Raw genomic sequence first — 22,247 nt, 5'->3', positions numbered from 1 at the left:
CGATATCACTTGCCCTGATCGATCGAGACTTCCGTAAGCGCCTGCGCCCCCATCCCGAAGGCATCGAGCGCCTTGGCGTAATCGCCGTTTTCCATGATCTCGGTAACGCCCTCGGCGACGGCATCCCGGAGATCGGGATAATCCTTGCCGAAGGCGAAGCCGAAGAGCGTCTGGGTGATCGGCTGGCCGATGATGCCGAAGGTACCGGGCTCCTGCGACATCAGATAAGCGACATATTCCTGGCCGAGCAGGCCGGCATCGAGGCGGCCCTGCATCAGCGACAGCCGGGTATCGGAAGCGCCACCGGTTCCAAGCACGTTCATCGGCTCAAGCCCCGCTCCGGCGCAATGTTCCTCGTTCCATTTTTCGAGTGACGGCAGGTAGCTGGTGGTCCGCGGAGCGCCGACCGCATGACCGCAAAGGTCGACGTTTTCGGTCAGTTTGTCAGCGGTCGCCGCTAGCCCGAAAGGCTGTGCCCCGGTCGAAAGATAATCGACGAAGGACATGGTTTCGCGGCGGCTCGGCAGGTCCGAGATAGCCGTGCCGATCATGTCGATGCGGCCGCTGGCGACCGAGGTCATCAACTGCTCAAAGCTCATATCTTCATAACGGACCTCAAGGTCGAGCACCTTGCCGAGCGCATCGACGAGCATGACATTGACGCCTGTGCGCTCGTTGGTTTCCGGATTGCGGAATGCCATCGGAGGGTAGGTGCTTTCGATGCCGACCGAGATATAGCCCTTTTCGCGGATATCCGATGGAACCATTTCGGCGGCAGTTTCGGCCAGGGCGGCGCCCGCCGCAAGGCAGAGCACGAGAGACGACACGAGTGTTGCAAATACCGTTTTCATATTTTTGTTCACCTCTGCTGGAATTGGGATTCTTCACGATGCACGCAGATGATCCCGCTCTGCATCGATTCCTTGTGGCTTTTCGCCTTGCTCTTGGGCCGGTCGGACGGATTGCCGTCCGCTCATGCCTTGTTGTTACCCTCCACGATCGATGAGGAAGGGGCGTTGTCCGGATCGAGGGCGCGGAGCCGGTAGGCGTCTGCCTTCGGGGCCCAGTTCCGGTAGAGGGCGTCAATGTCCTGAAGAGGGGTCTTCGAATCGTCGATACGGAGATCGGTATCCTTGAGCCCGTCGGGAGCCATCACCGCGAGCGATGCCGATTGCAGCGGATCGCGTTCGCTGCCCGCTGTCTCACCTGCAAGCATGCCTGCGAGAAGCCTCGCCTCGAGCGGACCGCCGGCTTCTTCGAACCCGCGCACCATTTCCGGAAGCACCGCGGCGCTCCCCAGAAAATTGCCGATGGCGAGGCTGTTGGGCCCGGCCAGGCCGCCGGCATGTTCCAGGCATGAACTGCCGGTATGATGTTTGCCGGGGCCTTCCATGGTCAGCACGCCCAGTTGCCGCCAATGCGGAGCATGCGCGGCGTCAAGCATTGCCGCGAGCACGGCATCCGCATCCGCTCCATCCTCAAAGGCGTGCAGCCCGATATTGTGCAGACGGGGGTCCGTGCGGGCCTGGGAGAACACCACACAACCGGGGAGAACGGCGCCGACGCGCGCGCCGACCGCGACAGAAGACGTGGCGACGGCAAAGCCGATGCGGCCGGATTTCGGGCAGCGCCCGGCAAGCGAATAGGTCATTCCTCGATCTCCACGCCGGTCTGGCTCGTGATCAGGCCATAGTGTTCGATCCGGCGATGCTTGGCGAAGTTGAAGACGGAGCGACGAATATACTCACCGAGCGTGAGATCACAATTGTAGGAGATTACCTCGTCTTCCTCGGTCACGGCGCGAGTGACAGTCTCGCCTGTAGGCGCTACGATCGCGGATCCGCCGATCATCGTGAAGCCGTCCTCCGAGCCGCATTTGGCGGCGGCCATCACCCAGACGCCATTCTGGTAGGCTGCGGATTCAATGCTGAGGCGGTGGTGATGCTCTCTCAGATGCGCCGGTTCATTGTGATGGATATTCCGCGTCGGCGTGTTGTAGCCGAGCATGAAAATCTCCGCGCCGCGCAGGGCCATAACGCGGAAGGTCTCCGGCCAGCGCCGGTCGTTGCAGATGCACATGCCGATCCGGCCGATCTCCGACTTGAAGACGGGAAAGCCGAGATTGCCGACCTCGAAATAGCGCTTCTCGAGATGTTCGAATTCGGGGTCGCCGATCGGGTCCTTGGTGCCCGGCAGGTGGATCTTGCGATATTTGCCGAGCAGCGTCCCGTCGGGCGCGACCAGCACCGAGGTGTTGAAGCGCCGCACACTGCCGCCTTCGGTCGTCTTCTCGGCGTAACCGAGATAAAAGCCGACCCCCAGCCTTTTCGCTTCATCGAAGAGCGGAGCCATTGCGGGGGAGGGCAGCCCTTCCTCGTAAAAGCGGTCATACTCGGCCGGATCGTCGTAGACATAACGCGGAAAGAAGGTCGTCAGGGCCAGTTCGGGGAAGGTCACCCAGCGCGCGCCGCGCCCGTGGGCCTCTCGCAGCATCTCGATCAGGCGGGCGACGGTAGCCTTCTTGGTGTCGCTGAGATGAACGGGGCCCATCTGGGCTACGGCGAATACAATTTTTCGAGACATGACCTGCTCCTGGGAAATTTCAGGTCCAACGCTAGACATTCATTTTTTCATATGGAAATAAAATAAACCGTCCCAAAAATAACCTGAGGTTATTCTCCATGATCCGATTGAGGCAGTTGGAGGTTTTGTGCGCGGTGATCGATCTCGGCACGACATCGGGCGCCGCCGAGGCGCTGTCGGTCAGCCAGCCGGCCGTTTCCAACATGATCCGGCATATCGAGGATCAGGCCGGTTTCAGCCTGTTCAAGCGCGAGAAGGGCCGGCTCGTGCCGACACCCGAGGCGCTGCATATCGCCCAGGAGGCGCAGCACCTTTTCTCGCAGCAGAAACGGGTCGACCGGATCATAAGTCAGCTGAGAGGCGGCACGGCGGGACAGCTCAACGTGATCGCCACGCCCTCGATCGGCAATGCCGTTCTGCCGAGGCTGATCACTGAATTCACCCGCACCCGCCCGAGCGTGAAGCTGTCGATAGAGCTCGGCAGTGTCGACGATATCATCGCTCACATGATCAGCGGACGGGCCGACCTTGGCTTTTCCATTACCTCGCCGCGCCATTCGGCGCTCAGCGTGCAGCCGATGGCGTCCGGCAAGATGGTCTGCGTCATGCCCGAGGGCCATGAACTGGCGCTCTCCAGCCGCATCAGGGTGATAGACCTCAATCAGGTGCAGTACATCTCCTACGGCGCATCTACGCCGCTCGGCCAGATGATCGACGAGGTCTACCGCAAGAACGGGTTGGAGCGCCGGTATTTCTGCGAGGTCCGCCACACCTCCTCCGCTCTCGAAATGGTTTCTGCGGGCGCCGGAGTCGCGCTTATCGACAACTTCGCTCTGCTCGGCGTGACACAGCGCAACATCGTCATGCGGGAAATCGATCCGGACATACCGGTCACGCTTCACGGCGTGACCGCCAAGCACTTCCCGACCTCCCATATTGCGCTGCAGTTTCAGAAGTTCATGCGCCAGGCGCTCAACGGCAAGCCGGTGCCCGCTGGCGACTGAATAACTTCAGATTATTATCGATCCGCGATTTTTTATTTCAATGAATTGGCCGCACCTGCTCTCCTGAGGTCCAGGCAAGTGAACTACACGCCTCTTCGTCAGGAGCCATTGCAGTGTCCGATCCCATTCTCTCCGTTCGAAATGCGATCAAAATATATGGCCGCTTCCGTGCGCTCGACGATGTAGCGCTCGACATTCGCGCCGGCGAGTTCCTGACCCTGCTAGGGCCTTCGGGATCGGGCAAGACGACGCTGCTGTCGGCGATCGCGGGCTTCACCGCTCTCGACGGCGGTTCGGTTCATGCGCGCGGCGACGAGATCAGCCGGCTTCCGCCCGAGAAGCGCGGTTTCGCCATGGTGTTTCAGGGCTATGCGCTGTTCCCCACGATGACCGTCGCGGAGAATGTCGGTTATCCGCTGCGGGTTCGCAAATGGAAGAAGCCGGCGATCCGGGAACGCGTTCTCGAATGCCTGAACCTCGTGCAGATGGAGGCCTTCGCCGATCGGATGCCGCATCAGCTTTCCGGCGGGCAGCAGCAGCGCATCGCGCTCGCGCGGGCCTTGTCGTTCAGCCCGGATATCCTGCTTCTGGACGAGCCGCTTTCGGCGCTCGACAAGAAGCTGCGCGCGGACCTGCAGTGGGAGCTCAAGGCGCTCCACGAGCGGCTTGGCGTCACCTTCATCTATGTGACGCACGACCAGGAAGAAGCCTTGTCCATGTCGGACCGGATTGTGATCCTGAAGGACGGCAAGATCCAGCAGGAGGGCGCGCCGGACGAACTCTACAACTGGCCCCGGACGGAATTCGTCGCGAATTTCCTGGGTAAATCGAACTTCATCCAGTCGACGGTCGAGGCCCTGCCCGATGGTTCCCTGACGGCGCGGGCCGGCGGTCATGCGTTCGCCATCGAGGATCACAACGGCACGGCCGTCTCCGGCGAAACCTGCCTCGCCTTGCGGCCCGAACGGATCCGCCTCGGGCGGCCGGGTGCGGAGATGTTTACAGGCACTGTCCGCCAGATCAGCTATCTCGGCGAGCGCTGCCAGGTGCTCGTCGATCATGCCGATTTCGGCGAGATACTGGTTTCACATCCCACATGGCATGCCGACCTCCGTCCCGAACCGCATCTTGAGGTGAGTTTCGGGTGGGAGAAGAGCGCCTGTGTTCCCCTCTTGTCCGCGTGATCTGAACCGGGCCGGAGCGACGCGGTTACCCGCCGCCTCAATGGCCGCGTTCCCCGAAAGGACGCGGCGCTGCAGTGCCCGATCAGGGCGGTAAACAAACAGGAGCAGACATGGAAAAGATCGATACAGACTATACCTCCGATCTCATCGAGATCGCGGCGGAGCGTTACAAGGCTGGCCGTCTGTCCCGCCGGGGATTTCTGGGCGCCATGGGCGCGCTCGGGCTCGTTCCGGTGCTCGGCGGCCGTGCCTTTGCGCAGACGACGGAACTCGTCGTGTGCAATTGGGGCGGCGAGGCCGAGCAAATCCTCAAGGACGTGCTGGGCAAGGCCTTCGAGCAGGCGACCGGCATCCCGGTGCGCGTCGACGGCGCAGGCCCGAGCCCGGGCAAGGTGCGCGCCATGGTCGAGAGCGGCGCGGTGGTCTGGGATGTCTGTGACAGCGGCGCCGGATCGGCGATCGTGATGAACGGGGCCGGCGTCATCCAGGATATCGACTACAATATCGTCGATCGCGACAAGGTGCTGAAGGGCACGGCGCTTCCCTTCGCAATCGGCAACTATGTCTTCTCCTACGCGCTTGCCTGGAACCCCACCATGCTGCCGGGCGGCGTGCCGCAGTCCTGGGCCGACGTCTGGAACGTCAAGGACTTCCCCGGTATGCGGACGTTCCGCAAATCGGTGCGCGGCCAGCTTGAAAGCGCGGCGCTCGCCATGGGCGTGCCGAAGGACGAGGTCTACACCTTTCTGGATGACGAGGGCATCAAGGCGGCGGTGGCGAAGTTCCGCGAGCTGCGTGACAACATCATCGTCTGGGGCTCGGGCGCCGACAGCCAGAACCTGTTCCTCCAGGAGGAAGTCGCGATGGGCAATATCTATTCGTCGCGCGCGTTCCTGCTGAAGGACCAGATGGAGCCGGGAACGTTCGAGACGACGTTCGATGGCGCCGTGCTGCAGCCTGGCATGTGGGTCGTGCCCAAGGACAATCCCGCCGGTACCAAGGCGGCGATGGAGTTTATCGCCAGCGCCCAGGACCCGGAGAAGCAGGCGAAGTGGTTCGAGGCGATCGGCAACGGCCCGATCAACCCCGCTGCCGCGAGCCTCATCGATCCCGCGCTTGCACCGCTCAACCCGAACGACCCGGCAAACATCGCCAAACAGGTGATCTACAACGACGAATGGTACGGCAAAAACCAGGTCAGCGCGGAAGAACTCTATATCGACGCTCTGATCGGCTGATCTTGACCACAGGAAATGCCCCGATGACAGAAAAAAACCGTTACTGGATGCTCGTGCTGCCGGCACTGGTGATCATGATCATCTTCTATATCTGGCCGGTTCTCAATATCTGGGGCATTTCCTTATCGGAGCCGAACCCCGGTTTCGCGAACTATACCCGTATGTTCGATTCCAACGCGGTGCGGGTGAGCTTCTCCCTGACATTCCAGATTGCCGCGATCACAACGATTTTCTGCCTGGCCCTCGGCTATGTGCTTGCCTACACGATCTCCAACTTTACGGTCAGGATCGGGCCGCTGATGCTCGGGCTCGTGCTTCTGCCCTTCTGGGTCTCGGTGCTGATCCGGTCCTTTGCCTGGATCGTGCTGCTCGGCCGCTCCGGCATCGTCAACGATGCGCTCCTGGGACTTGGCTGGATCCATTCCCCCATCCGTTTCATGCACAACGAACTCGGCGTTCTGATCGCCATGGTCCATGTCATGCTTCCCTTTGCCGTCCTGCCCATTCTTGCCAACATGCGCGGCATCCCGGACAGCTACGTGCGGGCGGCGCGCGGGCTCGGCGCCAGCGAATGGCGCGCCTTTCGCGAGGTCTATTTCCCGCAGACGCTGCCCGGCGTCTTTTCCGGCGGTCTGCTGGTCTTCGTGCTGTCGCTGGGCTTTTTCATCACCCCGGCACTCCTCGGCGGCGGCCGCGTGATGATGATCTCGGAATACATCACCTATCAGATTCAGGAGTTTCTGAACTGGGGCCTCGGCTCAGCGCTGTCGGTGGCGCTTCTGGTTGCCACGGCCATCGTGCTGATCGTCGCTGCGCGCTTCGTGAACCTGCGCAAGACCTTGCTGGAGCGTGGCTGATGACACGTTCTCCCTTGCGCGTATTCACCATCACAGCGAGCTGGGCCATCCTCGCCTTCCTGGTGATCCCGATCCTTGTCGTCATCCCGGTTTCGCTTACCGATACGAGCTTCATCGGCCTGCCGCGGCATCACCTGTCGCTGCAGCACTTCGAGACATTCCTGCATTCGCCGAGATGGCTCTATGCCACATGGACAAGCGTCTGGATCGGGGCGGTCGTCGCCGCCGTCGCGACCCTTCTCGGCACGGCGTTCTGCATCGGCTGCTGGCTGCTTGCCGACCGGCTCGCGACCATCGCCCGCTGGATCATGATCGTGCCGATCCTGGTGCCGCCGGTCGTACAGTCGCTCGGCTTCTACAAATTCTGGGTGACGCTCGGGCTGATCGACACGTCCTTCGGCGTCATCCTGGCGCACACGCTTCTGGCGTTGCCCTATGTGACGATCTCCGTCTTCGCCGCGCTGACGAACCTTGACCGCCGCATCCCGCAGGCCGCGCGCAATCTCGGCGCGCCGCTGCATACCGCGATCTGGACGGTGATCGTTCCGTCGATCCGGCCGGGCATGCTGACCGGCGCCGTTTTCGCCTTCATCGTCAGCTTCGACGAGACCGTCGGCGTGCTTTTTCTCACGGTCCGCCGCGTTCAGACATTACCCAAGGTGATCTGGGAGGGCATTCAGGAATCGATCGATCCGGTCGTCGCGGCGGTGGCGACGATCCTCGTCCTGATCACCCTTCTGGTGACGGCCGTCACGGTGGCCCGCTCCTATTCCGCCTCCCGGCCAAACGCCTCCTGAAAGGACAAGGTTTTGACATTCTCGATCATCGGTCATTGCGACCGCACGGGCTGTTTCGGCGCCGCCATCACCACCTCCGACCTTGCGGTCGGCAGCCGTTGCGTCCGGCTTGCCCATGGCAAGGGAGCGATGCTCTCGCAACACCGCACCGACAGCCGGCTCGGCGACCTTGGCATCAGCCTGCTGAGCGACGGGCTGACGGCAAGCGAGGCCATGGCTCAAGTTGTCGAAAGCAGCCCGGATATCGAATGGCGCCAGCTCGGCGCGCTCGACAGCCGGGGCCAGAGTGCTGCCTATCACGGCCGTCGCATGTATTCGATCTATACCCATACGGTGGGAAAGAACTGCCTGGCGCTGGGCAATATCCTGGACAATGAGCATGTGACAGCGGCGATGGCCGCCGCCTTTCTGGCCGAGCCCGAGCTTCCGCTCGCCGAACGGCTTTTGCGGGCGCTGGAGGCGGGGCGTGATCAGGGCGGGGAGGTCGCCGGCAGCCTGCGCTCGTCCGCGCTTCAGGTTACCGGCGATCATGGCATCCCGCGCTGTGACCTGCGCATCGATATCTCGGACGGCAAGGCGGTGGAGGACCTGCGCGCCCTTTACGAGGCCTATAAAGGGCGGGAAGAAACGCTGCGTGCCGTGGCGCTCTCTCCGGATGCTATACCGGTGCAACCGGTCCTGTTTGAAGCGAGCATCGCTCGCATCGGCGAACTGGGGTTGAACGAACGTTTTCCGACGGCGCTCCATCGCGAGAGCTGGACCGTCGCCGGTTGAGAAAGGGCATGACGATGGAATTCGATACGGTGATCCACAGTGGCACGATCGCAACGGCGGACTACAGCGCCAAAGGCGATATCGGTATCAGGGACGGGCGCATCGCAGCGCTCGCCGAGCGGATCGAAGGCGGCGCGCGACGCATCGATGCGGGCGGACGCATCGTCATGCCCGGCGGGATCGAGGCGCATGCCCATATCGCTCAGGAGAGTTCCTCCGGGGTTATGACGGCCGACGACTATCTCTCGGGCTCGGTTTCGGCGGCCTTCGGCGGCAATTCCACGATCATTCCCTTTGCCGCCCAGCATCGCGGACAATCCGTCGACGATGTGATCGCGACCTACACCCGCCGGGCGGCGCCCTCCGTCCTCGACTATTCCTGGCACCTGATCATCACGGATCCGTCCGAGGATGTCCTCGCCGACCAGCTGCCGCGTGCCTTTGGCAAGGGCATCACCTCGTTCAAGGTGTTCATGACCTATGACCTGATGAATCTCGGCGATGGCGGCATGCTCGATATCCTGAGCGTCGCGCGCGATCACGGCGCGATCACCATGGTGCATGCCGAAAACAACGACATGGTCAAATGGATGAACCGGCGGCTCTCCGAACAGGGTTTGACCGCGCCGCGCTACCATGCCATTTCCCGTCCCCAGCTGGCGGAAGAAGAGGCAATCAACCGCGCAATCCAGCTCTCCAAGCTCGTCGACGCGCCACTCTTTATCGTTCATGTCTCGACTGAAGGCGGCGCCGACATCGTACGCCGCGAAAAATTCAAGGGCGCCAAGCTGTTTGCGGAGACCTGCCCGCAATATCTTGCGCTGACCCGCGACGATCTCGACCGGCCGGGCTTGGAGGGCGCGAAGTATATCTGCTCGCCGCCGCTGCGCGGTCACGATACGCAGCAGGCACTCTGGCATCACATCGCGCATGGCACCTTCGAGAGCGTATCGTCCGATCATGCGCCCTACCGGGCCGATGCCACCGGCAAGTTCCTGAACGGCCATGACGTCGCCTATCCGAAAATCGCGAACGGCATGCCGGGGATCGCGACCCGGCTGCCTTACCTGTTCTCCGAAGGCGTGGTGAAGGGTAGGATCACGCTTGAGCAGTTTGTCGCGCTGAGCGCCACCAATGCCGCGCGGACCTTCGGTTGCACGACCAAGGGGCATCTCGCGCCGGGCATGGATGCCGATATCGCGATCTGGAACCCCGAGACCGTTCGCGTGGTGCGGCAGGCCGACCAGCACGACAACATGGATTATACGCCGCTCGAAGGCGTTGAACTGACCGGCGTTCCGGAAATCGTCATGAACCGGGGTGCCGTGATCGTCGAGCACGGCGTGCTGAAGGCGAAGGAGGGGCAGGGCCGTTTCTTCGCCCGTGCCCCCGTCGATCTCGGCGGCAAGACCTGGTACCGCGCGCCGGAGTTCGATCCGGCGCAGAATTTCGGGACGGAGTTTCCGTGATGGCGCGCATTCTCGTGGTCAATCCGAATTCCTCTCAGGCGGTGACGGCGGGCATCAGGGAGGCGCTTTTGCCGCTTGGCGACCACTTCGAGGTGGTCTGCCGCGCGGATGGGCCGGACACGATCCGCACCGATGAAGACGTCGCTGTGGCAGGCCGCGCCTTCGCCGAACGGGCCGCTGCCAGCCCGGATGCTTCCGGCTTCATCGTCGCATGCTTTTCCGATCCGGGCCTCGACCTTGCCCGAAAGACTGTCGCGCAACCCGTCACCGGTGCCCAGGAAGCCGCGGTGCTTGAGGCCTGCGGCCTTGCCGACCGCTTCGGCATCATCGCGCTTTCGGTACGCGCCATCCCGCGACACCTGAAGCGGATCGAAGGCCTCGGGCTGATCGACCGGCTGGTCGAGGAAGTCCCGCTTGCCGATGTCTCGGCGGAGGCTTCAGGGCGTGATCCCGCGGCCTATGCCGAGATCCTGCGGCTTGCCGCCGATCTGAGGGCGCGCGGTGCGGGCGTCGTGGTGCTCGGCTGCGCCGGCATGGCCGCCCTTGCCGCCCGGCTTCAGGCGGACCTCGCCATGCCGGTGATCGACCCGGTGGCTGCGGCCGGCCGGCTTGCGCTGAAACGGGCGGGCTGATGCGGTCCGCTCCCGCTACGGCGGGCCGACCAAAGCGAGCAGGCCAGGGCGCAGCGGCGCCAACCCTTTTCCTTCAAATGTGAGAACATGATGATCGTTTATCTCAATGGCGACTGGTGTGAAGAAGCCGAGGCGCGCATATCGCCATTCGACCGCGGTTTCCTGATGGCGGATGGCATCTATGAGGTCACTTCCGTGATGGAGGGCCGTCTGGTCGATTACCCTGCGCACATGGCGCGGCTCGACCGGTCGGTCCGGGAGATGCACATGACGTTGCCTGTCGCCGCAGATGCGCTTCTTTCGATCCATCGCGCGCTTCTGTCGAAGAACGGGATTTCCGAGGGCGGTGTCTATCTCCAGCTCACGCGCGGGGCCCCGGCAGGTCGCGATTTCCTCTGGCCGACATCCGAGGCGGTTGAACCCACACTGTTTGTCTACGCTTTTTCGAAGCCGCTGATCGATACCGCCGTCGCGAAACGGGGCGTCAGGGTCAAAAGCGTGCCCGACCTTCGTTGGGCACGAAGGGATATCAAGACGATCCAGCTCCTGTATCCCTCCGAGGCCAAATCGCTTGCGCATGCGCAAGGGTATGACGATGTCTGGATGGTCGAGGATGGCTACGTTACCGAGGGAAGCTCTTCCAATGCGCATATCATCAGCAACGGCCGGGTGATCACGCGCCCGCTTTCAAACGACATTCTTCACGGCATTACACGGGCTGCCCTGCTGAAATACGCGGCGGAAGCAGGCATCGGGGTTGAGGAACGCGCCTTCACGATTGAAGAAGCGCAGGCGGCGGAGGAGGCCTTTGCGACCTCTTCGACCGGCCTCGTGCAGCCGGTTGTCGCGATCGATGGCGTTCCGGTCGCTTCCGGTGCGCCCGGCGAACGCACGCAGCGGCTGCGTGAGATCTACGTCGAAGAAAGCCTCAAGCGCGCGATCTGATCCGCGACGGATGAAAGGAAACCCGATGTCCACAAAACCCATTCCCGAACTTCCCGACGTTTCCGGTCGAACGACCGCGATATTCGGCAGTCATGTCCTCGTTTCTTCGTCAGGCGGGCAGCAGGTGGTGCCGGACCGCTGGGTCATTCTCGAGGGCGACAGGATTGCCGCGATCAGCGAAAGCCGCCCATCGCAGGTGGACGAGCTGATCGACCGACCCGGCCGGTTTGTGCTGCCGGGCCTGATGAACCTGCACAATCACTGCTTCAGCGAGGCGATCGCCCGCAGCCATGCCGAGGATGGCGCGGGCAAGAAGGACGACCAGAGCGTCGTCTACACGGTGCTTCTGCCGCTGTCGAAAACCGGGCTCGACATTCTTTCCGCCGAGGAGCGTCTTTCCGTGGCGCGCCTTGGGATCGTTCAGCTTCTCCTCGGCGGCGCGACATCGGTGATGGAGCCTTTCCGCAACGGCCTGCCGGAGATGTTCGACGCCGCCGCCGAGCTTGGCCTGCGCTTCTGGGGCGCCCCATACCTGTTTTCCGCGTCCAACCCGAAGGCCGGGGCGAATGGCGTGGAATACAACACCGACAATGCGGCGGGGCGCGACAGCGAGCGCGATCTTCTGGCTTGGAAGATGCTCTATGACAAATGGCAGGGCCGTGAGAGCGGCCGCATCGGCCTTGCCATGAGTCCCCACGCCACCGACACCTGCGATCCGGACCTCCTGCGCGCGGCAACGGCGATGGCGCGCGAACTCGGCGTGCCGAACACGATACACGTGGCCCAGAGCGCGGGCGAGGTGAAGACGATCGGCAATCGCTATAACGGGCGGACGCCTGCCGAATATCTCGACTGGCTTGGCGTGCTCGGGCCCGACCTGCTGGCAGCGCACTGCGTCTATGCGAGCGATGGCGATCTCGCCCTGATGCGCGAACGCGACGTGACCGTGATGAACTGCCCGCGCGTTTTCACCCGCTCGGGCAAGACGGCTGCGTTCGGCCGTTTCGAGGCGGCGGGGCTGCGCACCATGGTGGCGACCGACGGCTACAACATGGATCTCCTCGGCGAGATCAACGCCGCGGCCATGATCTCTAAGGTAACGGGCGCCGATCCGCGCCTGGCGAGCGCGCCCAAGCTTCTTCATGCCGTAACCGAAGCCGGCGCGATCGCGGTCGGCCGTCCCGATCTCGGCCGGATCGCGCCGGGCGCGAAGGCCGATCTCACCATCATCGACATGACCCATCCGCATCTGCAACCCTACTACGACGCCGGTCGCGCCCTGGTGTCGCTCGCCAACCGCGCCAACATCGACACGGTCATTGTGGACGGCCGCATCCTTGTGCGCGACGGCGATCTCCTTGGCGCCGACAGCGCCTCTATCACCGCCGCCGGCGCCGCCGCGATCGCAAGAATCTGGGACCAACCAGAAGCCAAGGCGGCCTTTGAAGGGAATGGGTGAGGATCAACGGCAAAGCTGAAAATGCACGCAAAAAGCGATTCAGCCGATGTCGTCTTCACAGAGGTGGGAACAACAGCTGTGCAAAATCCTATGTTGTCGAATCCTTTCTGCTCAGCCGCAACTTTGATGGGCGGGTGCAGATTAGCCCTCCGTCCTGCGCGAGCGTGAAGACCAGTTGCGCCGCCTGGGACCTCACCGACCTCGGCGTTACGGGCGGTGATCACTCCGGCGGCATCCGCTCTCAATTCGGTCTGGTTCAGCGTGTCACGGGCGGGCCATCGCGCTCGCCATGACATCATCTTCCCGAAAGGCTCTCCACGCTGTTGCCGCATTTCGGGTGGCGCTGCGCTTGACCTACTTGGCCGCCGCCGACGACGGCCATGCCATGGCGCCGGGCCTCGATCGCGTATTCCACGAGCAGGACCGGGTTCTTCGAGACGATTCCCATCAGCAACAGGAGGCCGGTCACCGCCGGCACCGAGAAGCTCGTTCGGTGATCACCAGCGGGAACAGCGCGCCGCCGAGTGCGAGCGGCAGGGCCATCAGGATGGTGACTTGAACTCTTCCTGTTCCGCCCCCGGGTTCGCTCAGGCGTTGAGGATGACCTTCATCGCTTTCTCGCGGGCGGCATTGCCGAAGACCTCATAGGCGTCAATGATCTTGTCGAGCGCGAAACGGTGGGTCACCAGTCTGCCCGGATCGACCTTGCCGGCGCCCAGCGTCTTGAGCAGCATCGGCGTGGTGTTGGTGCTGACCAGCCCCATCGAGATATTGATGTTCTTGATCCACAATTCCTCGATATGCAGCTCCACCGGCGTGCCATGGACGCCGACATTGGCGACATTGCCGCCCGCCGAAACGACCTTCTGGCAGATATCGAAGGTTGCCGGCACGCCGACCGCCTCGATTGCGACATCGACGCCGTTTCCGTCGGTCATCGCCATGATCTTCTCGACCGCGTCTTCGGAGCCGACCTGAACGGTATCCGTCGCGCCGAACTGTTTCGCCAGTTCAAGACGGGCCGGGTCCATGTCGACCATGATGATCCGTCCCGGCGAATAGAACTGCGATGTCAGCAGCACCGACATGCCGACGGGACCGGCGCCAACGATCGCGATAGTGTCGCCCGGCTTCACGCGGCCATACTGGACGCCGATCTCAAGCCCGGTCGGCATGATGTCGGAGAGCATCACCAGCGCTTCCTCGTCCACGCCTTCAGGGATTGGATAGAGCGAGTTGTCGCCATGGGGAATGCGCACATATTCGGCCTGGGTGCCATCGATCAGGTGTCCTAGAATCCAGCCGCCATCGGAACAATGGGCGTAGAGCTGGCGCTTGCAGTTGGCGCATTTGCCGCAGGAGGTCACGCAGGAAATCAGCACCGGATCGCCGGGCTTGAAATTGACCACGGCACTGCCGACTTCCTCGACAATGCCGACGCCCTCATGCCCGAGCGTGCGGCCCGGCGTCACCGCCGGCACATCGCCCTTGAGGATGTGAAGATCGGTGCCGCAAATGGTCGTCTTGGTGATCTTGACGATAACGTCGGTGGGCTTCTGGATGCCGGGTTTTTCCTTTTCGACCCAGTCCTTCTGTCCAGGTCCGTTGTAGACGAGCGCTTTCATCGAAATGCCTCCCTTGTTTTTCTTAAACGGTTGCAAAGCAACCCTCGAGCGGGAGTCTACTCTCCGAAAGCGGGCTGGACATGTCCGAATTTCGGACAGTTCCGGATAGTTCAAGCGACAAAACGCCGCGCGGAGACGGACGCGCGGCGTGCTTGTTTATTGGTGTGCGACCTCGTCGGTCAGGCGGCGCGCTCCGGCACTTCGAGCCCCAGCCATTCGGTGTAGAAGGCATCGATATCCGGCTCGAAGTCATGGATCACCGGATACCAGGGCGTCGGCGCCTCGACATCCAGCAGGTCGCCGGATTTAGGGCAGTAATATTCCCGGATGACCTGCCAGTCGGATGTGGGGGCCATCAGCCGGGGATAGATTTCCTCCATGTCGGCCGCTGTCTCGCGCACGCGCATCACGGCGTGGAGCTTCCAGTTCTCGCGCCAGTCGCAGAACTCGTGGCCGGCCTGGGATTTGACCACCCATTTCTTGTCCGAGGGACGCTGCACGATATAGAGCTTCGGTCCCAGCGGCAGGATGATCCTGTCATCCCACGGCACCTGCTCCTGCAGGATTTCGATATATTTGACGAAACGGTCGGCGTCCTTGGGCGTCGAAAGCATCGTCTGCAGCGTGTCGCGGTCGATCTTGCCATCGACCAGGTCTTTGATCTTTGCCTTGGTGTAAGCCATTGTCTTCCTCCTGAAAAAAAAGGGCGCCGCGAAGAATGACGGGGTGTTTCGCGGCGCCCGGCGGGATCATTCCTCGACGAACTGAACGGTCTTCACATCCGGCAGATCGGAAAGATCCATCGAATATTCGCGACCATAGGACGGGATCGGCAGATCCGCCTCCTTCAGCTGCCAGTCGTCGGGCAGATCCCAGAACTTGCGGAAACCTTCCTCCCATTTCGGCCCGAGCTTGAAACTCGCCGCGAACATCTGCTGGACATGGATGCCGGCATCCTTGGCGAGAATGCGCTCGCGCTCCTTCGCCATCCATTCGCGGGTCGGCTGGGCGTTGGCGAGGCGGTCCTTGCGGATCTTGGCGCGCAAGGCCTCCGAACCCGCCTCATCGGCGGTAAACAGGCCGTCAGCGCCTTTCTTCAGGACGACGCCATAGACCGTTTCGGCGAAGCGTTCGAGCAGGTAGCCGCCATTGACATCGCCTGCCACGGCCTGCGGTTCCCGATCCAGCGGATCGCCGAAGCCGGGCCCGCCGCGCATGTAGTTGAGGTAGAGGTCATAGTCCTTGAACATCTCCTCGGTGGTGATCGCCTGCTTGTCGCGCTTGATGCCTTTGGGATTGACGAGCGCGTCATAGGTCGGGTGTTCCGGATCGGTGTCGCCGCCGAAGGGGATCGGCTCGCCATTGGCGATCTTTTCCTTCAGCCCGGTATCATGGGCGGCGAAGCGATAGCCGGACGCCGCCGGATAGCCGCCCATCAGGCCCCAGTCGGAACTGATATGGCCGTTGCCCATGAAGAACATCGTCCAGTCCTTGGCGTTCCAGACCATGCGCAGCGATTCAAAACCGCAGCCGCCGCGATATTTGCCGGCGCCGCCCGACGACGCCTTGATCTGGCGTCCGAGATAGACCAGCGGTTCCGCGAGTTCCCAGATTTCCATGTCGCCCATGTCGCCTTCCGGGTTCCAGATGGCGGCGGCATGGCTGATGCCGTCGGCAATGGCCGAGGCGCCGACGCCGTTGGCCGCGCATTCGAACGAGTTCACCGCATGAATTTCGTCATACTGGTTGAACCCGCCGCCCTGGAGCCAGTTCGAGGTGTTGGCGTTGCCGGCATTGACCTCTTCCAGATAACCACGCCCGAAATAGGAGCGAGACAGGCCGCGCCACAGCGCCGTCCACGAGCTGACGAGGAAGTGCCAGCTATAGGCAAACGCCACGCGCCGGTCGTCCGGGTTCATCCAGGTGCCCTTCGGCAGGCGGAATTCCGTGCCGTAGGCGGCCCCGTCATTGATCATTTCGGTCGGGATCAGCGTCTGGGTCATCATCACCCAGATGCCGGAGGTGAAGCTGACGGAGTGCGCGTTGTAGGTATGCCAGCCCCATCGGCTCGATCCCTCGAAGTCGAGACGCCATGTTCCATTTGGCCGGATCGTCATTTCCGACGGGGTGTGCATGATGGTGTCGACCTTGGCGAAGTCCGACGGCACCCGCACATCTTCATGGGCATAGGGTACGTCGACGAAGCCAACCTGACGGTAGACGCCCGGAATGGTCATCGCCTTGATGCGGTTCTGAAGGCCGACCCGGCCATGTTCGACCGCCTCATAGGCGAATTTCCAATAGGCATCGATGCCTTCCTCGGCGATCACTTCCTCAACCAGCTTGCGGATCATGTGGCAACCGGCGACGCGGGTGCGCTCATCCAGCATCCAGTAGCGCGTGGTTCGCACCGCGCGCTGGCTCTCATGCAGCCAGTCGCGCTTCAGCTCGTCGTTCTCGCCGATCTTGCGGCAGGTGACGGAATAGCCGTCGCCGAAGCGCTGCACCTGACCGGTGGTCATCGAGCCAGGGCCAACCGCGCCGGTATCGATCACGTGGGTAACCCCGCCGACCCAGCCGATCAGTTCGCCCTCATGAAAGATCGGGACGATGGTATGGATATCGCAGGGATGCACGTTGCCGATCAGGGAATCATTGTTGCAGAAGATATCCTTGTCCTTGATGCCCGGATTACCTTCCCAGTCGTTCTCGATCATGTATTTGATCGCCGCACCCATGGTGCCGACATGGATGATGATGCCGGTCGACGTCAGGATGCTGTCGCCGGCGGCATTGTAGAGCGTGAAGCACAGCTCGCCCTCCTGTTCCACAATCGGCGAGGCGGCGATTTTCTTCGCGGTTTCGCGGGCATCGACAACGCCGGCCCGCAGACGCGAGAACAGCTTGTTGTAAAGGATCGGGCTTTCCTTGTGGAGCGCCCTTTCCGTGAGCCCGGCGTAATGGCCGCTCGCCTTGGTCCTGGCCATGATCTCGTCGCGGTGCTGTTTCAGCGTCTGTCCGCCGCGGACGATGCCCTTGACTTTGCTTTGCATATTCATCGTATTTCTCCTCCCTTGGCGGTTACACTTCTTTCAGGTGGAACAGCCTGTGACCGTCGAGCCAGGTCTCGAAGCCGCCCGGCACGACGAAGGTCGTGGCGTCGGATTCGATGATGGCTGGACCGGTGATGCGGTTGCCGGGCGACAGACGCTCCATCTGATAGAGCTGGGCGTCGACCCACTTGCCCTTGCGGTAGAATTTGCGGGTCCCGAGCCTGGCCTCCTCTGCCGGCGTCGGGCTGCCTTCCTCCTCTTTGGGAATCCTGGGTTTCGGGATTGGCACGGTGCCCCGCATGATCGCGCCGGTCACGGAATAGCCGAGCTCCGGCGAACGCGCCGAGGCGGCATAAACGCGGCCATAGGTGTCATTGAAGGCGTCGACCAGCCTGTCCCAGTCCTCGGCGGTTTTGGCCGAGCCGATGGGGCTGTCGATCTCCAGATCGTTGAGCTGGCCGCGATACTGCATCCGGTAGCCGGGCTGCAGGCGCACCTGATCGCGCGAATAGCCGTTCAGCTCGAATTCCTCGAGCACCCGCTCGGCCAGTTCGCGCCAGGCGTCGTTCAGGGTTTTCGCCTCGATCACCTTGGCATCGTCCGATGCCGTCTCTCCGATATTGACGTCGAGCGACTTGTCGTAGCGATATTCGAAATCCGCCGCCGCGCAGCCGAAGGCGGAGAAGCCCGCGGCCCAGGCCGGCACGATCACATCCTCGAAGCCCAGCCCCTCGGTGTAACCGTAGGTGTGGACCGGACCCGCGCCGCCATAGCTGAAGCAGGTGAAGGAGGATGGCGAATAGCCCTTGCCGGAAATCATCGAGCGCAGATAGTCGCGAAGGTCGCTGTCCAGCAGTTCGATCACGCCCGCCGCGGCCTCTTCCACGGTCAGACCGAGCGGATCGGCGATCTGTTCCTTCATCGCGTCATAGGCGCGCTGCCGATCGAGCTTCACCTGACCGCCGAGGAAGTTGTCGGGGTTCAGATAGCCGAGAATGACGTGGCAGTCGGAGATCGTCACCGTGTCGATGCCGGACTCCGCCCAGCAGACGCCGACGCGGTAGCCCGCCGAATCCGGCCCCAGCTTGATCGCCTTGGTATAGGGGTCGAGACGGATGAAGGAGCCAGCGCCGGCGCCTACGGAATCCAGCCCGACCAGCGGAAGCGACAGAACAAGACGCGCCATGTCCGGGTCGTTCTGGATCGTCAGTTCGCCCTGCGTGATCAGAGCCACGTCGAACGACGTTCCGCCGATATCGGAGCAGGCGATGTTCTTGTAGCCCAGCACCTCGCCGAGATATTTGGCGCCGATCACGCCGCCGATCGGGCCGGAAACGATGGTGCGCGCCAGTTCCTTGGCCTTCCAGGAAATCGTGCCGCCATGGGTGGCCATGACGCGGAAATCGAATTTGGAGCCATTATCCTTGAACTCCGTCGAGATTTTCCGAAGCGTCTGGCGCGACGGTTCGGCGGCGAAGGCCTCGAGGATCGTGGTATTGGTGCGGTGGGTTTCCTTGCGCACCGGATAATAGTCGGTCGAGGCGAAGACCGGGATGGACTTGCCGGCCTTTTCGATCTCCTCGGCCACGATGTCGCGGACCCGGCGCTCGTGTCCGGGGTTCTTGTAGCTGTGCAGAAGCGAAATCACGATGCCTTCGACATCCTGCGCGATGAGTTCCTTTGCCGCCTGACGCGCGGTTTCCTCGCGCAGCGGAATGACAACCGTGCCGAACATGTCGACCCGCTCCATCACGCCGCGCGTCAGGTGGCGCGGCACCAGCGGCTCGTCGTAATAGTGGGTGTTGAGGTGGATGCGGTCTTCATAGGCCATGCCCAGATAGGCCTGGCAGGCGCGCCCCATGCGGTGGAAGTCCTCCATCCCCGCATTGACGATCAGCCCTGTCCTCAGACCCTTGCGCTGGACCACGCGATTGAGCATGGCCGTGCCGGAATAAACCCCGGTCTGGATCGAACCGAGCGCCTCTTCAAGCGACAGGCCCCAGTGCTCCAGCCCCTCACGGCTCGATTCGAGCAGGCCGCGCGCCTCGTTGTCCGGCGTCGACTGCGCCTTGCCGACCACAAAATCCCCGTCGGAATCGACGAAGAACGTATCGGTCATCGTTCCGCCCGCATCGATGCCAAGCACCTGCACGGAACGGCTGTTTTTCTCCATTATCGTCACGAAAAACTCCTCCCATTGTTCCGGCCATCCCGAGAGGGGTCGGCCGCGATGGAGAGGATGCACCTTTTATGGATGCCGAAAGTGTCCGGTTTTCATCCGTCCGGACGGACATGTTGCGGACGCGTAATCAATCCTTTCGCTCGCGCGAAATGCCGTAGCTGTCGAGCTTGAGATAGAGCGTCGAGCGGGCAATGCCGAGGCGTTTTGCCGCGCGGGAGAGATTGCCGTCTTCCGCCTTCACCGCGCCGAGGATTTCAGCGCGTTCGACATCGCGGAGCGTCTCCGTGCGGTCAGTGCGGGCGCGCTGATGAAACTCGCGGGGGAGCGTGCGCTCGGAGATCAGCCCGCTTGGCGAGAGTGCATCGAGTGCGGCGATCAGATTGCGCATTTCGATCAGGTTGCCCGGCCAGGCATAGTTCTGCAAGGCGGCCATGGCGCCGGATGTAAAACGCAGCTCGCGTCTGCCGGTCTCCGTCGCATGGCACTGGATGAGCCATCGTAGCAGCGGCCCGATTTCTTCCGGGCGTTCGCGAAGCGGGGGGATGTGGAGACGCGCGCCCGCGATCCTGTAGTAGAGATCGCTGCGGAAATTGTTGGCGCGCATCTCGTCATAAAGCGAGCGGGCCGACAGGGCGATAATCCTGCCCCCGCCTTCGGACACCAGGTCCACAAGCGTGAACAGCAGTTTTTGTAGCGATGGCGAAACCGCGCCCGGACTGGACAGGCAGAGAGTTCCGTCCCCCTCGGTGTCGCGGGCCACCGCGATAAGCTTGCGCAAGGTTTCCTCGGTCAACTGGGCGCAGTCGATCACCTCGAAGGGATCCTGCGCCTGCCGGCTGGCGTTGTGGATCGCCTTGGCCAGAGAACTCTTTCCCGTTCCGGTCTCGCCTTCGATCAGGATCGGGATCGGCGTCTCTGCCAGTCTCTCGGCCTGCGCGCAGAGTTCGGCGGAAACCTGTCCGGCGCGCGCGATCTGCCGTAACTCCATCCCGGTCCAGCCGCGGGCCCGTGGACGCGAACGGCGCAGAGAAACCATGACGCCGATCGCCTCGCCCTGATTTTCAATCACCTCGAAATCGGCGCCGTTCAGGCATTCGCCCAGAACCTCGCCAATCTGCTTGGCAGGTTGGTCTATCAGCGCGGGCAGGAGCTTCGGCAATTGCCGAAGGGCGTCGTCATCCTCGCAGAACCGGGCGAAGTCCTCGGTGGAGAACACGCTCGAGCCATTGCGATCCATGACAAGCGTTTGATCATTGCCGCGCCTGAGACGGCGAATATGAGAATATTCCAGCAGCCGTTCGCGCTCGCGGCCAAGCATCTGGGTCAGTTCGGTTTCAACCTGCAAGGCGAGCGCGGATGAAAGGGCGACGGCATTGGGCTGCATAATGCCACCGGGCCAGGAAATGTCGAGCACGCCCATGACCCGCCCGGTTCCCGGTTCGATGATCGGCGTCGCCGCGCAGTTCCAGCGCTGGATCGCCTCGCAGAAATGCTCGGCATCGCGAATGAGCGTCGGCACGCCGAGATAAAGCGCGGTGCCGATGGCGTTGGTGCCGATCGCCTCCTCAACCCACTGGCCGCCCGGATAGAGATGATTTTCCTGCGCGTCGGCGAGCGTATGCGGGTCGCCGGCAGCTTCAATCACGACGCCGGAATCGTCGCTGAGCAGAAGAATGTCGCGGGTGCCGATCAGCAGGCTTCCCGCCCTGTGCATGGCCTTTTGCGAGGCGCGCTCGAGACGGCGTGCGCGGGCGCGGCGGCTCTCAAGGCGCTCTTCATCAAGCACCGGAGCGCTGGTCCGCGCGGCAACCGCGTGGCGCAGGGAGCGTCTCCAGCTTTCAAGAACGTCATGGCGCATGTCCACGGGCGTCTGCCCGGTGGACATAAAGTCTTCCCATTCCTTCTTTCGTGCAATGCGCTCCATCTTCTCCTCCCGAAAAGACAGCCCGCCAGAGATCTGTTGCCAATTAGGCGTACACTCTGATCGTGACCTCCATGAAACCATTAGAGCGAATTCCCGATAATACCAATTGAGCGCGTTCTGTAGTGTACGAATTTCGGACAGCCTCACGCCGGCGTCTCGGCGGCGATCGCGGCATTGGTCTTGCCCTGCGGGACCAGCGTCAGAATCTGGCGCTGGCGTCCTGTCAGTTTCATCGTCGCGCCGGTTACCGGCCGCGTCATCGGCTCGAAACGGTAAAGCGCGGCGGCGAATGGATCATGACGGTGCAGGCCAGTGACGGATGGAAACCCGCGACCATTCTGGTACAAATATCGATGGCAATCGTCATGGAGAACTTGTCCACCGGCTCCCCTTGCGCGGCTTCGTCGGCCGTTTGGTCTTGGGATCATCATGGCGGGATGAGCGAAGGCCGTGAAGATGGGGCGCGCGATCAAAGCGCACCTGCCCTTCGACCTTGATCTGTTGCTGAAGAGCCCCGGCAC

19 protein-coding genes and 2 pseudogenes are annotated in these 22,247 nt (G+C 62.5%); 10 read left to right on the top strand and 11 right to left on the bottom strand.

Annotation, left to right across the window (positions count from 1 at the left end; all coding sequences use genetic code 11):
* Nucleotides 1-5 precede the first annotated feature (5 nt).
* The 3 genes from V6766_RS07665 to V6766_RS07655 all read right to left on the bottom strand — a co-directional run bounded on the left by V6766_RS07665 (nucleotide 6) and on the right by V6766_RS07655 (nucleotide 2,583).
* Entirely contained in the window at nucleotides 6-851 is an 846-nt protein-coding gene (locus V6766_RS07665) for a transporter substrate-binding domain-containing protein (protein WP_448465113.1), read from the bottom strand.
* A 122-nt stretch (nucleotides 852-973) separates the two neighbouring features.
* Complete coding sequence (locus V6766_RS07660; RefSeq protein ID WP_448465111.1) at nucleotides 974-1,651, bottom strand: DUF1028 domain-containing protein; 678 nt, start codon at nucleotides 1,649-1,651, stop codon at nucleotides 974-976.
* The gene (locus V6766_RS07655) at nucleotides 1,648-2,583 is read right to left on the bottom strand and encodes an N-carbamoyl-D-amino-acid hydrolase (RefSeq protein WP_448465109.1); all 936 of its coding nucleotides are present in this window, start codon (nucleotides 2,581-2,583) and stop codon (nucleotides 1,648-1,650) included. Before V6766_RS07655 ends, V6766_RS07660 begins: the two co-directional genes overlap by 4 nt.
* A 98-nt stretch (nucleotides 2,584-2,681) precedes the next feature.
* Between V6766_RS07655 and V6766_RS07650 the strand changes: the two genes are divergently transcribed.
* The 10 genes from V6766_RS07650 (at nucleotide 2,682) to V6766_RS07605 (ending at nucleotide 12,942) form a co-directional block, all read left to right on the top strand.
* Nucleotides 2,682-3,587 carry a LysR family transcriptional regulator gene (locus tag V6766_RS07650; RefSeq protein ID WP_448465107.1) on the top strand — a complete coding sequence of 302 codons (906 nt, stop codon included), beginning with the start codon at nucleotides 2,682-2,684 and terminating at the stop codon, nucleotides 3,585-3,587.
* A gap of 113 nt (nucleotides 3,588-3,700) precedes the next feature.
* Nucleotides 3,701-4,771 (top strand): ABC transporter ATP-binding protein, encoded by a 1,071-nt coding sequence (locus V6766_RS07645; protein WP_448465105.1) that lies wholly within the window; start codon nucleotides 3,701-3,703, stop codon nucleotides 4,769-4,771.
* A 110-nt stretch (nucleotides 4,772-4,881) separates the two neighbouring features.
* The gene (locus V6766_RS07640; RefSeq protein WP_448465103.1) at nucleotides 4,882-6,009 is read left to right on the top strand and encodes an ABC transporter substrate-binding protein; all 1,128 of its coding nucleotides are present in this window, start codon (nucleotides 4,882-4,884) and stop codon (nucleotides 6,007-6,009) included.
* 23 nt (nucleotides 6,010-6,032) lie between these two features.
* On the top strand, nucleotides 6,033-6,866 hold the full coding sequence (locus V6766_RS07635; protein WP_448465101.1) for an ABC transporter permease: 834 nt from the start codon (nucleotides 6,033-6,035) through the stop codon (nucleotides 6,864-6,866).
* Nucleotides 6,866-7,663 (top strand): ABC transporter permease, encoded by a 798-nt coding sequence (locus V6766_RS07630; protein WP_448465099.1) that lies wholly within the window; start codon nucleotides 6,866-6,868, stop codon nucleotides 7,661-7,663. Before V6766_RS07635 ends, V6766_RS07630 begins: the two co-directional genes overlap by 1 nt.
* Nucleotides 7,664-7,675: 12 nt before the next feature.
* Nucleotides 7,676-8,437 (top strand): DUF1028 domain-containing protein, encoded by a 762-nt coding sequence (locus V6766_RS07625; RefSeq protein WP_448465097.1) that lies wholly within the window; start codon nucleotides 7,676-7,678, stop codon nucleotides 8,435-8,437.
* An 8-nt stretch (nucleotides 8,438-8,445) separates the two neighbouring features.
* Nucleotides 8,446-9,906 (top strand): dihydropyrimidinase, encoded by a 1,461-nt coding sequence (gene hydA / locus V6766_RS07620; protein ID WP_448465095.1) that lies wholly within the window; start codon nucleotides 8,446-8,448, stop codon nucleotides 9,904-9,906.
* On the top strand, nucleotides 9,906-10,538 hold the full coding sequence (locus V6766_RS07615; protein WP_448465093.1) for an aspartate/glutamate racemase family protein: 633 nt from the start codon (nucleotides 9,906-9,908) through the stop codon (nucleotides 10,536-10,538). Before hydA ends, V6766_RS07615 begins: the two co-directional genes overlap by 1 nt.
* 90 nt (nucleotides 10,539-10,628) lie before the next feature.
* Nucleotides 10,629-11,483, top strand: a complete 855-nt coding sequence (locus V6766_RS07610) for a D-amino-acid transaminase (RefSeq protein WP_448465091.1) — start codon at nucleotides 10,629-10,631, stop codon at nucleotides 11,481-11,483.
* Between the two features lie 25 nt (nucleotides 11,484-11,508).
* Nucleotides 11,509-12,942, top strand: coding sequence for an amidohydrolase family protein (locus V6766_RS07605; protein ID WP_448465089.1), 1,434 nt, complete (start codon nucleotides 11,509-11,511; stop codon nucleotides 12,940-12,942).
* Between the two features lie 148 nt (nucleotides 12,943-13,090).
* On the opposite strand, the pseudogene V6766_RS07600 reads toward V6766_RS07605, so the two are convergent.
* The 8 genes and pseudogenes from V6766_RS07600 to V6766_RS07565 all read right to left on the bottom strand — a co-directional run.
* Nucleotides 13,091-13,214 (bottom strand): annotated as a pseudogene (locus tag V6766_RS07600) (efflux RND transporter periplasmic adaptor subunit); the annotation flags it as partial.
* Nucleotides 13,215-13,318: 104 nt separating this feature from the next.
* A pseudogene (locus V6766_RS07595) lies at nucleotides 13,319-13,497 on the bottom strand (efflux RND transporter permease subunit); the annotation flags it as partial.
* Between the two features lie 32 nt (nucleotides 13,498-13,529).
* Complete coding sequence (locus V6766_RS07590; protein ID WP_448465087.1) at nucleotides 13,530-14,567, bottom strand: zinc-dependent alcohol dehydrogenase family protein; 1,038 nt, start codon at nucleotides 14,565-14,567, stop codon at nucleotides 13,530-13,532.
* Between the two features lie 179 nt (nucleotides 14,568-14,746).
* On the bottom strand, nucleotides 14,747-15,250 hold the full coding sequence (locus tag V6766_RS07585; RefSeq protein WP_448465086.1) for an acetone carboxylase subunit gamma: 504 nt from the start codon (nucleotides 15,248-15,250) through the stop codon (nucleotides 14,747-14,749).
* 66 nt (nucleotides 15,251-15,316) lie between these two features.
* On the bottom strand, nucleotides 15,317-17,626 hold the full coding sequence (locus V6766_RS07580; protein ID WP_448465084.1) for a hydantoinase B/oxoprolinase family protein: 2,310 nt from the start codon (nucleotides 17,624-17,626) through the stop codon (nucleotides 15,317-15,319).
* A 22-nt stretch (nucleotides 17,627-17,648) separates the two neighbouring features.
* Nucleotides 17,649-19,793: a hydantoinase/oxoprolinase family protein gene (locus tag V6766_RS07575; RefSeq protein ID WP_448465169.1), complete on the bottom strand. Its 2,145-nt coding sequence runs from the start codon at nucleotides 19,791-19,793 to the stop codon at nucleotides 17,649-17,651.
* Between the two features lie 136 nt (nucleotides 19,794-19,929).
* Entirely contained in the window at nucleotides 19,930-21,726 is a 1,797-nt protein-coding gene (locus V6766_RS07570) for a sigma-54-dependent Fis family transcriptional regulator (RefSeq protein ID WP_448465082.1), read from the bottom strand.
* 143 nt (nucleotides 21,727-21,869) lie between these two features.
* The gene (locus V6766_RS07565; protein WP_448465080.1) at nucleotides 21,870-21,959 is read right to left on the bottom strand and encodes a LuxR C-terminal-related transcriptional regulator; all 90 of its coding nucleotides are present in this window, start codon (nucleotides 21,957-21,959) and stop codon (nucleotides 21,870-21,872) included.
* Nucleotides 21,960-22,247: the final 288 nt, after the last annotated feature.

The organism is Martelella sp. AMO21009 (genome assembly GCF_053484295.1).
This window is presented reverse-complemented; position numbering and strand designations above follow the sequence as displayed.

Bases quoted from the DNA above. Each gene is read 5' to 3' on its own strand.
- V6766_RS07665 (WP_448465113.1), bottom strand. From the start codon at position 851: ATGAAAACGGTATTTGCAACACTCGTGTCGTCTCTCGTGCTCTGCCTT.
- V6766_RS07660 (WP_448465111.1), bottom strand. From the start codon at position 1,651: ATGACCTATTCGCTTGCCGGGCGCTGCCCGAAATCCGGCCGCATCGGC.
- V6766_RS07655 (WP_448465109.1), bottom strand. From the start codon at position 2,583: ATGTCTCGAAAAATTGTATTCGCCGTAGCCCAGATGGGCCCCGTTCAT.
- V6766_RS07650 (WP_448465107.1), top strand. From the start codon at position 2,682: ATGATCCGATTGAGGCAGTTGGAGGTTTTGTGCGCGGTGATCGATCTC.
- V6766_RS07640 (WP_448465103.1), top strand. From the start codon at position 4,882: ATGGAAAAGATCGATACAGACTATACCTCCGATCTCATCGAGATCGCG.
- V6766_RS07635 (WP_448465101.1), top strand. From the start codon at position 6,033: ATGACAGAAAAAAACCGTTACTGGATGCTCGTGCTGCCGGCACTGGTG.
- V6766_RS07630 (WP_448465099.1), top strand. From the start codon at position 6,866: ATGACACGTTCTCCCTTGCGCGTATTCACCATCACAGCGAGCTGGGCC.
- hydA (WP_448465095.1), top strand. From the start codon at position 8,446: ATGACGATGGAATTCGATACGGTGATCCACAGTGGCACGATCGCAACG.
- V6766_RS07615 (WP_448465093.1), top strand. From the start codon at position 9,906: ATGGCGCGCATTCTCGTGGTCAATCCGAATTCCTCTCAGGCGGTGACG.
- V6766_RS07610 (WP_448465091.1), top strand. From the start codon at position 10,629: ATGATCGTTTATCTCAATGGCGACTGGTGTGAAGAAGCCGAGGCGCGC.
- V6766_RS07605 (WP_448465089.1), top strand. From the start codon at position 11,509: ATGTCCACAAAACCCATTCCCGAACTTCCCGACGTTTCCGGTCGAACG.
- V6766_RS07590 (WP_448465087.1), bottom strand. From the start codon at position 14,567: ATGAAAGCGCTCGTCTACAACGGACCTGGACAGAAGGACTGGGTCGAA.
- V6766_RS07585 (WP_448465086.1), bottom strand. From the start codon at position 15,250: ATGGCTTACACCAAGGCAAAGATCAAAGACCTGGTCGATGGCAAGATC.
- V6766_RS07580 (WP_448465084.1), bottom strand. From the start codon at position 17,626: ATGAATATGCAAAGCAAAGTCAAGGGCATCGTCCGCGGCGGACAGACG.
- V6766_RS07575 (WP_448465169.1), bottom strand. From the start codon at position 19,793: ATGGAGAAAAACAGCCGTTCCGTGCAGGTGCTTGGCATCGATGCGGGC.
- V6766_RS07570 (WP_448465082.1), bottom strand. From the start codon at position 21,726: ATGGAGCGCATTGCACGAAAGAAGGAATGGGAAGACTTTATGTCCACC.
- V6766_RS07565 (WP_448465080.1), bottom strand. From the start codon at position 21,959: ATGAAACTGACAGGACGCCAGCGCCAGATTCTGACGCTGGTCCCGCAG.